The organism is Methylobacillus methanolivorans (assembly GCF_054588515.1).
In genome coordinates, this window is record NZ_BAAILT010000004.1 from 344,035 (window position 1) to 356,635 (window position 12,601).

Annotated in this window: 10 protein-coding genes; 8 read left to right on the forward strand and 2 right to left on the reverse strand. The window is 54.7% G+C overall.

Translation table 11 applies throughout. The annotated features are described in order from the left end of the window. Positions 1–14: 14 nt before the first annotated feature. Positions 15–920, reverse strand: coding sequence for a LysR family transcriptional regulator (locus tag LG202_RS11580; protein ID WP_230348531.1), 906 nt, complete (start codon positions 918–920; stop codon positions 15–17). A gap of 106 nt (positions 921–1,026) precedes the next feature. Between LG202_RS11580 and LG202_RS11585 the strand changes: the two genes are divergently transcribed. The 8 genes from LG202_RS11585 to LG202_RS11620 all read left to right on the forward strand — a co-directional run bounded on the left by LG202_RS11585 (position 1,027) and on the right by LG202_RS11620 (position 12,168). After that, a complete protein-coding gene (locus LG202_RS11585; protein ID WP_230348532.1) occupies positions 1,027–1,893 on the forward strand; it encodes a pirin family protein in 867 nt (288 codons plus the stop codon). Positions 1,894–1,923: 30 nt separating this feature from the next. Continuing rightward, on the forward strand, positions 1,924–2,547 hold the full coding sequence (gene ycaC, locus LG202_RS11590) for an isochorismate family cysteine hydrolase YcaC (protein WP_230348533.1): 624 nt from the start codon (positions 1,924–1,926) through the stop codon (positions 2,545–2,547). A gap of 196 nt (positions 2,548–2,743) precedes the next feature. Further along, entirely contained in the window at positions 2,744–3,742 is a 999-nt protein-coding gene (locus LG202_RS11595) for a catalase family peroxidase (RefSeq protein WP_230348534.1), read from the forward strand. A gap of 99 nt (positions 3,743–3,841) precedes the next feature. After that, positions 3,842–4,195, forward strand: coding sequence for a hypothetical protein (locus tag LG202_RS11600; protein ID WP_230348535.1), 354 nt, complete (start codon positions 3,842–3,844; stop codon positions 4,193–4,195). Between the two features lie 83 nt (positions 4,196–4,278). Continuing rightward, on the forward strand, positions 4,279–5,577 hold the full coding sequence (locus LG202_RS11605; RefSeq protein WP_230348536.1) for a TolC family protein: 1,299 nt from the start codon (positions 4,279–4,281) through the stop codon (positions 5,575–5,577). A 10-nt stretch (positions 5,578–5,587) separates the two neighbouring features. Next, on the forward strand, positions 5,588–6,790 hold the full coding sequence (locus LG202_RS11610; protein ID WP_459724874.1) for an efflux RND transporter periplasmic adaptor subunit: 1,203 nt from the start codon (positions 5,588–5,590) through the stop codon (positions 6,788–6,790). Positions 6,791–6,804: 14 nt separating this feature from the next. Further along, complete coding sequence (locus LG202_RS11615; RefSeq protein ID WP_230348537.1) at positions 6,805–9,951, forward strand: CusA/CzcA family heavy metal efflux RND transporter; 3,147 nt, start codon at positions 6,805–6,807, stop codon at positions 9,949–9,951. Between the two features lie 24 nt (positions 9,952–9,975). Next, entirely contained in the window at positions 9,976–12,168 is a 2,193-nt protein-coding gene (locus LG202_RS11620) for a heavy metal translocating P-type ATPase (protein ID WP_268867649.1), read from the forward strand. A gap of 17 nt (positions 12,169–12,185) precedes the next feature. On the opposite strand, the gene LG202_RS11625 is transcribed toward LG202_RS11620, so the two are convergent. Further along, on the reverse strand, positions 12,186–12,572 hold the full coding sequence (locus tag LG202_RS11625; protein WP_230348538.1) for a hypothetical protein: 387 nt from the start codon (positions 12,570–12,572) through the stop codon (positions 12,186–12,188). Between the last annotated feature and the right edge of the window lie 29 nt (positions 12,573–12,601).

A 12,601-nucleotide genomic window follows, 5' to 3' on the forward strand; every position in this document is an offset into this window, starting at 1 on the left:
TTTTCCCTGGTAAGTCAGGTACTGCTGGGGGCATCATTAAACCATGGCTGCATCACAGCTTGGGCGACATCAAGGAATGCGCGCAGTTTCGGTGGCATAAAGCGTTGGCGTGGATAGACCAAATGCACCGGGTCATGCCGAGCCTGCCATGCGGGAAGTACACGCTGCAGCTCACCAATCAGCATGCCAGGCTTGCAGATGTAGGTGGGAAGCAGGGCGACGCCTTGGCCATTCAGCGCCATATGCCGCACGATGCCGATACTATTGGCAATGGTGTGACCCGATAACGGGATAGTGATGCTGTCGTTGCCACGCCGCAATGTCCATGCGTCGCGTCCCATCGGGCTGAATTGTAGGCAATGGTGTTGATTAAGGTCTTGCGGATTCCGTAATGGTGGCGCTTGCTCAAGATATTCCTGGCTGGCAAAGGTGGCCCAGCATGCATTGCCCAGCGGTTTGGCAATCAGGCTGGAGTCACCCAGTTCACCTGTGCGAATGGCGGCATCTATGCCTTCGGCGACCAAGTCAACATAGCGCTCGGTCAGTAGTAGTTCCAACGCGAGCGCCGGGTATTGTAATTGCACTTGATGAACCAGTCCGGCTAGTAGGCTATCGCCGAGATCGGCGGGCGCAGACACCCTGAGCTTGCCTTGCGGCGCTTGTCGTGCGGCATCAATGGCGGCTTCAGCTTCCAACATATACCCCAACCCCAGCGACGCATGCTCGAAATACGCCTGTCCTGCTTCGGTGAGGTTCAAGCGCCGGGTTGTGCGTTGCAGCAGGGTGATGCCCAGGCGCTGCTCCAGCCTGGCAACACGGGTGCTGACAGTGGACGTGGGTAACTGTAATTGCCTGGCCGCAGCACTGAAGCTACCTGCCTGGACGACTTTAACGAAGACGGCAGCTTCGTTGAAATCCATGATTGTTCCATTAATTGAAAAGTGATTTCATATTTAATCATCTAGTGAGGTAAAAGTCTTGTCCTTATAGTGGGAACCATCAACATTCAAGACAGGAGTCAGCATCATGAAAAAACTGGCATTCATCAAGCGCAGCAATGGTCGTCATTGGGTAGGTGATGGTTTTCCCGTGCAGAATATCTTTTCCTATCGCGATATTCACGAGGAAATGTCCCCCTTCCTGCTGATGGATTATGCAGGCCCCGCAGAATTCGAGCCGACTGAAAAGCGTCGTGGCGTTGGTCAGCACCCACACCGTGGTTTCGAGACCGTGACCATCGTTTATGACGGTCAGGTGTCACATCATGATTCCACCAACGCCGGTGGCACCATAGGCCCAGGGGATGTGCAATGGATGACGGCGGGAGCGGGCATCGTGCACGAGGAATACCATGGCGATGACTATGCCAAGACTGGCGGTGCTTTCGAGATGATCCAGCTCTGGGTCAACTTGCCAGCGAAGGACAAAATGACCAAGCCAGGTTATCAAGGCATTACCAGCGGTGAGATTCCTGAAGTGGTGTTGCCGGATAACGCAGGCAAAGTGCGGGTGATCGCCGGGGATTACCAGGGCAATCGTGGGCCATCCCATACCTTCAGTCCCATGAATGTGTGGGATGTGCGTCTCAATGCTGGTAGCACGGCTCGCTTTACATTGCCTGAAGGTCATACGACTGCCATTTTTGTGCTGCATGGTGCCGTAGGCGTGAGTGATGTACACACCATACGCCCGGCAGAGCTTGCGGTCCTGCAGCGCGAGGGAAATGAGCTGGTATTGGAAGCAAGGCAAGACAGCACCCTCTTGCTGCTGAATGGGGCACCACTGAATGAGCCGGTGGTAGGCCATGGCCCTTTTGTCATGAATAGCTGGGAGGAAATCGACCAAGCGATCAGTGACTACAACAATGGCCGTTTTGTTACTACAGAAGTTTAATGACCAATCGTCAATTGAAAGGAGAAACCCATGAGTAAGCCATATCTACGTCTTGATCGCGACAATGCTGCTGTATTGCTGGTAGACCACCAGGCGGGATTGTTATCCCTGGTGCGTGATATTGAGCCAGACAAGTTCAAGAACAATGTGCTGGCATTGGCAGATGCGGCCAAGTACTTCAATCTGCCGACCATCTTGACGACCAGTTTCGAGACCGGCCCCAATGGTCCGCTGGTGCCGGAATTGAAAGCGCTATTTCCGGATGCCCCTTATATTGCTCGTCCAGGCCAGATCAATGCCTGGGATAACGAAGACTTCGTCAAGGCTATCAAGGCCACGGGTAAGAAACAGCTCATTATCGCTGGCGTGGTGACCGAGGTATGCGTTGCTTTCCCGGCACTGTCTGCCATTGAGGAAGGGTATGAAGTCTTTGTGATTACTGATGCTTCAGGTACTTTCAATGCCATGACACGCGATGCTGCCTGGGAGCGAATGACAGCCGCAGGGGCTCAGATGATGACCTGGTTTGGCGCGGCTTGCGAGCTGCATCGCGATTGGCGCCGTGATATTGAAGGCTTGGGTAGCTTGTTCTCCAACCACATCCCCGATTACCGCAACCTCATGACAGCCTATGACACGCTGACAGCAAAATAAGCAGAGGCAGACCATGATCAAAAGCCATAGCCACAGTGATCATGGCCTGCGTTTGCCGCAAGTTCAGAAGCGCTGATGGAAAACTGTAGTGAGCGGCAATACTGATGGTAGTACAAAAAGGATTGAATTCATTCTGGGCTGATTTACACTGATGCTGCGTGCAGTCTGGCCCTTTTTAAAATTAAGGAGCTTTATCATGCAACATCATGTTCGCCCCGTGCCTGTCATGGCACTGCTGTTTTCCACATTGTGCATATCTTCAGCGTGGGCTGAGGGCACCACCAAACCAGTGACAGAACAATTGGTGGATACCCTGACCCAGCTTTCAGGTGGGCCACATCCTGGTTTTCGTTCCAATCATGCCAAGGGTATTGTCGTTGAGGGATATTTCACTCCGGCAGCCAGTGCTGCTGAGATTACCAAAGCCGAGATATTCACCCAGCCACACCCGGTGGTAGTGCGCTACTCCAATGCGACTGGTGTACCTAATATTGCGGATAATGATGGAAATGCTTTTCCCAAAGGCATGGCGATCCGCTTTCAATTGCCAGAAGATGCCAGTGCCGATCTTGTCACCATCTCAGTCAATGCATTCCCGGCAGCTACGCCAGAGGAGTTCCTGGGGTTATTGCAAGCAGTAGCCGCTTCAAAAGATAGCCAGGCACAGCCCAAGCCTGTTGAAACATTCCTTGCTCAGCATCCTGCGGCATTGAGTTTCGTGAATACGCCAAAATTATTGCCAGAAAGCTTTGCCACGCAGCCCTTTTTTGGGGTGAATGCCTTCAAGTTCACCAATGCGCAGGGTCAATCGCGTTATGGACGCTACCGGATTGAACCGGTAAATGGGGCAAAATTCGTGAGTGCAGATGCGGCCAAGGCCGTAGATGGCGATTACCTCATGCATGAGTTGCCACAGCGCCTGCAACAAGGGGCTTATCGTTACCGTATTTCCGTGCAATTGGCCGAGGCTGGCGATGAAGTAAACAACGCAACCGTGATCTGGCCGGAAAATCGCCGGGTTGTCGAGTTGGGGACCTTGACCATAGACAAGTTCCGTACCGACGGTGCAGCATTCGAGAAAACCGTGATGTTCAGCCCGCTCAACCTGGTGGAGGGCATTGAGGCCAGCAATGACCCCATTCTGCTGGCACGACCTGCAGCTTATAGCGTGAGTTTTAGCCGTCGCCTGCAATAGTGGATGCTAACTTCTGAAGCATGGAGGAACCTGCAAGCTTGCCAGGTTCCTCCAGCACGTGATTTGGCACCTTGCTCGGGCTAGGCTTATAATCGCCACATGATACGACGCATCATTTTCTTGTGCCTGCTGCTGGTCTTGCCGCTCCAGATGTCTTGGGCGGTGGCTGGTGTTTATTGCGGCCATGAGCAAGGAAGTGCGGCGCAGCATTTTGGTCATCATGAGCACGAGCATCATGGCCTCACCGCAGATAGTCAGACTGACCAGGCTGGTACCCAAGTTGACCGCGATTGTGGTTACCACCACCAGGCCACCTCCCAGTGGCTGCCCAGCATGCACCAAACACCTGCCGTATTTGTCACTGCCCAGGATTTATCGTTACTTCCTGTGACATGGCATGCCCAATCCATTCTGGAAAGGCCTGAACGGCCCAAATGGTTGCTCGCCGCCTAACGCGGCGAGTGCACATGCTTACCTGATTTTTCACTGGCAAGACGTCGCTCGCCCAATCCGTGATCAACGATTGGAGAGTTGCGATGAAATACCTGACCTGGTTGCTTTACTTGGCAGCCATGCTCACCAGCCTGATCGCCAAGGCTGATAACTGGGGCCCTGCGCCATTACATGACACAACGCTTGCAACGCCTGAGTCTGATACCAGCCTGACATTGGCGCAAGCCTTGCAGCTGGCGTTGCAGGCTAACCCCGAGCTTGCGATTGCAAAGCGCGAAGTTGATGCCGTGACCGCGAGTCGCATACAGGCTGCACTATTTCGTAACCCTGAATTGTCGGTCGAGATGGAGGATGTCCGGCCATCTTCGCGCCAGACGACCTATTGGTTGGGGCAACCTTTCGAGCTTGGGGGCAAGCGTGGTGCCCGTATCGAGACTGCAGAGCGGGCTCGTGATGTCGCCAGTGCTGATTTGCATGTGCGCCTGGCCGCTATGCATGCTGACGTGGTGCAGCGGTTTTATGAAGTGCTTGCTGCGCAGGAACGGTATCGCCTGGCGCAAAGCTCCATGGAGCTGGCCAATCGCGGGTTGGATGTTGCTGCGCGCCGTGTCACCGCAGGCAAGGTATCGCCGGTGGAGGAAACACGGGCACGTGTGGCGGCTTCTGGCACGCGCATTGAGCTGACACAGGCTAATGCCGAGCTGGTCAACGCCAGGCGGCGCCTGGTCGCCTTATGGGGCAATGCCGTGCCGCGATTTACCGAGGCGCTCGGCGAGCTGGATCTGCTGCCTGAGCTGCCGTCCCTATCCAGCTTGGATGAAATACTCGACCAGGCTCCCCTGGCATTGCGTGCGGAGGAGGAAATCCGGCACCGCGATGCCATGCTCAAGGTGCAGGAAAGCAAGCGTTATCCAGACCTGATCTTGCGTGGTGGCGTACAGCGCAATGAGTCCGCGGCTGATACCGTGGGCGTACTTGGTGTGGCTCTTGCCATCCCGTTGTTTGACCGCAACCAGGGCAATATTCAAGAGGCTAGGGTGCGTGTGGATAAAGCGCGCGATGAGCGATTTGCACTCAATGTGCGCCTGCGTAATGAGCTATCACTGGCGCATCAACGCCTGGCTGCTTCTTTGCAAGAAGTATCTTCTATTCGCGATGACATCCTGCCGGGCGCACAAAGTGCGTTGGATGCGACTACCAGAGGGTTCGAGCTGGGTAAATTCAATTTCCTCGATGTGCTGGATGCGCAGCGCACCTTATTTACGGCACGTGGCCAATATATCCGCGCACTGGGTGAGGTACAGCGATCAGTGGCCGATGTCGAGGCCATCCTTGGGCCTCAGGGCGCTGCATTATTTGCATCCATGCACGGACAGCATTAGGGAACACATCATGAACAAGCAGCAAAAAATCATCATTATCAGTATTGTCGCCCTCACCGCCCTGCTGGCTTGGGTAGTACTCAAGCCTGTGCAGTCGGGTGATACCGTTGCCACCAAAACGCCTCATGAAGCGTCGTCAGAACATGCCCATGACCACACTCAGGCAGGCGATACGCATGACGACGAGGTTGTGACCTTGAGCGATGCGCAGGTGGCTTCTGCCGGGATTGTGCTCGATACGGTCAAGCCTGCCCATATTTTCACCATGTTGACCTTGCCGGGTGAAATTCGCTTCAACCAGGATAGAACCGCTCACATTGTCCCCCGCGTGGATGGCATTGTGGAATCCGTGACGGTCGATCTGGGCCAGCAGGTGAAGAAAGGCCAGGTATTGGCAGTACTTGCCAGCACCGGGGTTTCTGAATTACGTAGCGATGCGCTTGCAGCCCAGAAGCGCCTGGGCATGGCGAAGACGATTTATGCCAGGGAAAAGGAACTGTGGGAGGACAAGATATCTGCCGAGCAGGATTACTTGCAAGCACAGCAGGATTTGCAGGAGGCCGAGATTGCCGCGCAGAACACGACGCAAAAGCTGCATGCCCTGGGTGCAGGCACATCGGCCAAGGGCGGCCTGAGCCGCTATGAGTTGCGCGCCCCATTCGATGGCATGATCGTCGAGCGTCACCTCTCGCTGGGAGAGTCTGTGCAGGCGAATGCCAATGTGATGACGCTGGCTGATCTTTCCTCGGTATGGGCCGAGATCGTGGTATCAGCCAAGGATTTGAGCACGGTGAGGGTGGGTACATCCGTGACCGTGAAGGCAAGCTCATTCGAGTCGCAATCCAGCGGGGTGGTGTCTTATGTCGGCTCACTGCTTGGCGAACAGACACGCACCGCAACTGCGCGCGTCACTCTGCCTAATCCCGACCTGGCTTGGCGTCCCGGCTTGTTCGTTAATGTCGAGATCGTGGCGGGCGAGGCGAATGTGCCGATGGCGGTCACCACCGAAGCGTTGCAGAGCGTGGAAGATCGTGCAGTGGTCTTTGTACAGACCGCGGAAGGGTTCAGGGCCATGCCGGTGAAAACCGGGCGTAGTAATGGCAAGATGGTCGAGATCGTCGAGGGCTTGCAGGCCGGCGTTACTTATGTGACCAAAGGCAGCTTCACGCTCAAATCCGAGCTGGGGAAATCTGCCGCTGAGCATACGCATTGAGCAGGAGAAACAGCATGTTTGAACGCATATTACGCACTGTTATCTCCCAGCGCTGGCTGATACTGGTTGGCGTGTTGGCAATGGCACTATTGGGTGTCTACAACTACCAGAAGTTGCCAATTGATGCGGTGCCGGATATTACCAATGTCCAGGTGCAGATCAATACCAGTGCCCCGGGATATTCACCGCTGGAAACCGAGCAACGCGCGACTTATCCCATTGAGACATCCATGGCAGGTTTGCCCAGGCTCAAGCAGGTACGTTCGCTATCCCGTTATGGTTTGTCGCAGGTCACCGTTATTTTTGAAGATGGCACCGATATCTATTTTGCCCGGCAGTTGGTCAATGAGCGGTTGCAACAAGCCAAGGATATCTTGCCTTCAGGCGTGAAGCCTGAGCTGGGGCCGATTTCCACTGGCTTGGGCGAGATCTATCTGTGGACGGTCGAGGCAGAGGAAGGTGCCATCAAGCCTGACGGCCAGCCCTATACGCCGACTGACCTGCGGGAAATCCAGGATTGGATCATCAAGCCGCAACTGCGTACTGTGCCAGGCGTGACAGAAATCAACTCTATCGGTGGTTTTGCCAAGGAATACCAGATCGCGCCGGTGCCTGCGCGGCTGTCGGCCTATGGTTTGAGCCTGCAAGACGTGATCGTTGCGCTGGAGCGCAATAACCAGAATATCGGCGCCGGCTATATCGAGAAGAACGGCGAGCAGTACCTGGTACGTGCACCGGGACAGGTGGGATCAATTGCCGAAATCAAGAACATGATCGTCAGCAATGTTGGCGGGGTGCCAATCCGCATCCGTGATATTGGCGAGGTGGGCATAGGCCGTGAGTTGCGTACTGGTGCTGCTACCGAGAATGGCCGGGAAGTGGTGCTGGGCACGGTATTCATGCTGATTGGCGAGAACAGCCGTGCTGTGGCGCAGGCAGTAGCCAAACGCCTGGAAGCAATCAACAAGACCTTGCCGCAGGGTGTGGTGGCAATCCCGGTGTATGACCGTACCGTGCTGGTGGACAAGGCCATTCATACCGTCAAGAACAACCTGATGGAGGGGGCTGCGCTGGTGATTGCGGTGCTTTTCCTCTTCCTTGGCAATATTCGGGCGGCCCTCATCACAGCCATGGTTATACCTCTGGCGATGTTGTTTACTTTCACTGGCATGGTCAGCAACAAAGTGAGCGCCAACCTCATGAGCCTGGGTGCGCTGGATTTCGGCATCATCATCGACGGTGCGGTGGTGATCGTGGAGAACTGCATCCGCCGCCTGGCGCATGCCCAGCAGCAGAAAGGCCGCTTGCTCAGTCGTGAAGAGCGCTTTGCCGAGGTGTTTGCGGCAGCGCAGGAAGCGCGGCGACCACTGATTTTCGGCCAGCTCATCATCATGATGGTGTACCTGCCGATCTTTGCACTCACTGGCGTGGAGGGCAAGATGTTCCACCCCATGGCCTACACCGTGGTGATGGCGCTCATTGGGGCAATGATACTTTCGCTGACCTTTGTCCCGGCTGCGGTGGCTATGTTTGTTAGCGGTCGCGTGGCTGAAAAGGAGAATGCGCTGATGGCATCCGCCAAGCGGCACTACGCCGGATTACTACACTGGGTCATGGGCAACCAGGCGGTGGTGATGACCTTCATCCTTGCCATATTATCGCTGACCATGTTGATGGCAAGCCGCATGGGAAGCGAATTCGTCCCCAGCCTGAATGAGGGTGATGTTGCGATCCAGGCCTTGCGCATCCCCAGCACCAGCTTGAGCCAGTCGGTTGCCATGCAGCAGGAAATCGAGCGTACGCTCAAAGCCCAATTCCCCGAGATCGAACGCATATTCGCGCGCACTGGCACGGCAGAGATCGCCTCTGATCCCATGCCACCTAATATCTCTGATGGCTACATCATGCTCAAGCCCACTGCGCAATGGCCCATGCCGCGAAAGAGCCGTGAGCAGTTGCTTGCTGACATCCAAGATGCAACAGCAAAGCTTGCAGGCAATAACTATGAGTTCTCGCAGCCTATCCAGTTACGCTTCAATGAATTGATTTCCGGGGTGCGCAGTGATGTGGCGGTCAAGGTCTTTGGTGACGACATGGAGGTGTTGAACGCCACTGGCAACCAGATTGCTGCCGTTCTGCAATCTATCCCGGGCGCTGCTGAGGTTAAGGTTGAGCAGACGACTGGTTTGCCTATCCTCAACGTCAATATCAATCGCGACAAGACAGCGCGCTATGGCCTCAATGTGGCTGATGTGCAAGATGCCGTGGGCGTAGCGATAGGCGGGCGCAATGCAGGCATTTTGTTTCAGGGCGACAGGCGTTTTGACATCGTCGTGCGCCTTGCAGAGAGCGTGCGCAGCGATCTTGCCGTATTGAGGCAATTGCCTATCCCCCTGCCTAAAAGTGTTGGGCAGGTGCAAGCCAGTTATATTCCGCTGGGCGAAGTGGCCACGGTGGAGCTCGTGCAAGGGCCTAATCAGATCAGTCGCGAAAATGGCAAGCGCCGTGTGGTCGTGAGCGCCAATGTGCGAGGGCGCGACCTTGGTTCATTTATTGATGCTGCTGAAGAAGCCATTAATCGCCAGATCAAGGTGCCGAGCGGGTATTGGACAACATGGGGTGGCCAGTTCGAGAACTTGCAATCTGCGCGCAAGCGTTTACAAGTCGTTGTGCCGCTGGCGTTGTTTCTGGTGCTCACCCTGTTGTTTATGATGTTCAACAATCTCAAGGATGGCTTACTGGTGTTCACTGGTATTCCATTCGCTCTCACCGGCGGCATCGTGGCACTATGGTTGAGGGATATTCCCTTATCGATCTCTGCAGGGGTGGGTTTTATTGCGCTTTCGGGCGTGGCGGTGCTCAATGGCCTGGTGATGATCTCGTTCATCCGTCAATTGCGTGAGCAAGGCATACCTTTGGCTGATGCCGTGCAGGAGGGCGCATTGACTCGCTTGCGCCCCGTGCTGATGACTGCGCTGGTGGCTTCGCTCGGGTTTATCCCCATGGCAATTGCGACTGGAACAGGGGCCGAGGTACAGCGACCACTGGCGACGGTGGTGATTGGGGGCATCCTGTCCTCAACGGCCCTCACTTTGCTGGTGTTGCCAATGTTTTACCAGTGGGCATATCGCAGAAGCCACATGCGTGGAGCAAAAACATGATTGAAGAACCAGCCAGGAGTATTCATGAAAAATAATGCAGCCGAGCCTGGATGCGCTTGCGGGCATGATCAAGACAAAACATGTGGGCAGGGGCAGGAAGCTAGCGGCAAATCCCTATTGCTGTCTCCTGGGCATATCACTAGCAAGTTCTATATTGAGCAGATGGATTGCCCGACTGAGGAAGGGTTAATCCGCAAGGCATTCGCTAGCAAGAGTGAGGTTTCTGCGCTGGATTTCAACTTGATTCAACGCATCCTCACCGTGGCACATGAGGCCGAATCCTTGCCATTGATCATACAGATCATTGAGGAGCTGGGGATGAAAGCGCAGCTATTGGTGGATCAAGCGGAACCGCCAACCTCACAGGTGGCTGCACCGCAGAAGTCATTACGCTTGCTGGTGCTGGCGGGGATTGCTGCCATTGGAGCCGAGATTGCGGAATGGATGAGTGGCCCGGAATACATCGCTGCAGGGCTGGCCTTACTGGCAGTGATGATTTGTGGCTTGGGTACCTATCGCAAAGGCTGGATCGCAGTGCGCCAAGGAAGCCTCAATATCAACGCACTGATGAGTATTGCAGTCACTGGCGCATTGATATTAAGGCAATGGCCGGAAGCTGCCATGGTCATGGTGTTGTTCACACTGGCAGAATGGCTGGAAGCAAAATCACTGGATCGCGCACGTAATGCTATTCGTAGCCTGGTACAACTGGTGCCTGAGCTGGCAACAGTCAGGCAGCAAGATGGTCTTTGGCTGGAAATCCCGGCCAGGCAGGTGCAGATAGGCCAAGTGGTGCGGGTTAAGCCAGGCGAGCGTATCGCGCTGGATGGCGAGGTTGTGGCAGGGCAATCCACAGTCGACCAGGGGCCTATTACCGGAGAAAGTCTCCCCGTGGATAAGTCAGTCGGTGATCAGGTGTATGCGGGCACGATCAATCAATCTGGATCATTCGAGTTCAAGGTGAGTGCAGCAGCGGCTCAATCCACATTGGCTCGTATCATTAGTGTAGTAGAAAATGCGCAGGGTGCACGCTCACCAACCCAGCGTTTTGTAGATCGTTTTGCCAAGATATACACCCCGGCTGTATTGATGCTTTCCATCGCTGTGGCAGTGATTCCGCCACTGCTGTTGGGGGGTGGCTGGTATGAGTGGGTATACCGTGCCTTGGTATTGTTGGTGATTGCTTGTCCTTGTGCCTTGGTGATTTCGACGCCTGTCACCATTGTCAGTGGCCTGACTGCAGCTGCCCGGCACGGCATCTTGATCAAGGGTGGCGTCTATCTGGAAGAGGGTCACAAGCTTAGCTGGCTGGCTTTGGACAAGACCGGTACCATTACTCATGGCAAGCCAGCCTTGACTGATAGCGTCTCGTTGCTTGCTTTGGATGGAATAGATGCCAACCTGATTGCCGTTAGTTTGGCTGCCAGATCAGATCATCCAGTTTCCCAGGCTATCGCCCGTACGGCGACCAGTAATCTCCCCGTTGACGAGTTTGCTGCGATTCTGGGACGAGGAGTGAGTGGTACAGTCAATGGGGTCACTTATCAGTTGGGTAACCATAGATTGATGCATGAGAGCGGCGTATGTTCTCCAGACCTGGAGGCGCAGATCAATGCACTCGAAAAGCAAGGTAAAACCGTGATCATGCTGACTAATGCTGCTCAGGTGCTGATGCTTTATGCGGTGGCTGACACCGTGAAAGATAGCAGCCGTGCGGCGATTGAGGCTTTGCATCAATTGAAGGTGAAGACCGTGATGCTGACGGGTGATAACACACACACTGCAGATGCGATTGCGACACAGGTCAACATTAATGAAGCGCGTGGCAACCAATTACCGGAGGACAAGCTCCGTGCCATTGAGCACTACGCCCAGCAAGGCAAGGTTGGCATGGTTGGTGATGGCATCAATGATGCACCTGCATTGGCGAGGGCGGATATTGGGTTTGCGATGGGGGCAATGGGGACTGACACGGCCATTGAGACTGCCGATGTCGCCCTCATGGACGATGACCTGCGCAAGATCCCTTTGTTTATTGGATTGTCACGTGCGACACACAAGCTGCTGGTACAAAACATCTCGCTGGCGCTGGGCATCAAGGCCTTATTCCTGGGATTGACCATCCTGGGGTATGGCTCAATGTGGATGGCTGTGCTGGCTGATGTAGGTGCCAGCCTGCTGGTGGTGGCCAATGGCCTACGCTTACTCAGGTATTGAATAAGCGGGAGGTAGATTTAATGAGCGACTTGGCTGGTTTTGTTCATCAGGATCTTGCCATTGGTGTATGACTGGTAAAGTGCAAGACCCGCTTCACGTAATTCGCCAGCATCGGCAGTGAGTGCCGGGTGCGCAAATGATTCTTCACGTACCTTGTAGATCGGGCTGATTTCGAGGTTGTTCAGTGACGAGAGTGATTCAAAATACAGGTAGCCGACAATCTGCTCATCCATATAGAAATTCACCCGGAATATCTGCTCAACCGTCATGCTCACGACATTCCCGCTATCCAGCGTGATGAGCTGGTCACGTTTGTTGACGGCGCGGATATTCAGGATGGGCATGGCGTATTCTTTCATTGCACTTGAGTCGTGATCAGTATTATCCAGTAAATGATCAGGCAATCACAGTTGCAGAATGCTGGCTGAATTGC

Excerpts from the sequence above, each read along its gene's own strand:
- LG202_RS11580 (WP_230348531.1), bottom strand. The coding sequence starts at position 920 with ATGGATTTCAACGAAGCTGCCGTCTTCGTTAAAGTCGTCCAGGCAGGT.
- LG202_RS11585 (WP_230348532.1), top strand. The coding sequence starts at position 1,027 with ATGAAAAAACTGGCATTCATCAAGCGCAGCAATGGTCGTCATTGGGTA.
- ycaC (WP_230348533.1), top strand. The coding sequence starts at position 1,924 with ATGAGTAAGCCATATCTACGTCTTGATCGCGACAATGCTGCTGTATTG.
- LG202_RS11595 (WP_230348534.1), top strand. The coding sequence starts at position 2,744 with ATGCAACATCATGTTCGCCCCGTGCCTGTCATGGCACTGCTGTTTTCC.
- LG202_RS11600 (WP_230348535.1), top strand. The coding sequence starts at position 3,842 with ATGATACGACGCATCATTTTCTTGTGCCTGCTGCTGGTCTTGCCGCTC.
- LG202_RS11605 (WP_230348536.1), top strand. The coding sequence starts at position 4,279 with ATGAAATACCTGACCTGGTTGCTTTACTTGGCAGCCATGCTCACCAGC.
- LG202_RS11610 (WP_459724874.1), top strand. The coding sequence starts at position 5,588 with ATGAACAAGCAGCAAAAAATCATCATTATCAGTATTGTCGCCCTCACC.
- LG202_RS11615 (WP_230348537.1), top strand. The coding sequence starts at position 6,805 with ATGTTTGAACGCATATTACGCACTGTTATCTCCCAGCGCTGGCTGATA.
- LG202_RS11620 (WP_268867649.1), top strand. The coding sequence starts at position 9,976 with ATGAAAAATAATGCAGCCGAGCCTGGATGCGCTTGCGGGCATGATCAA.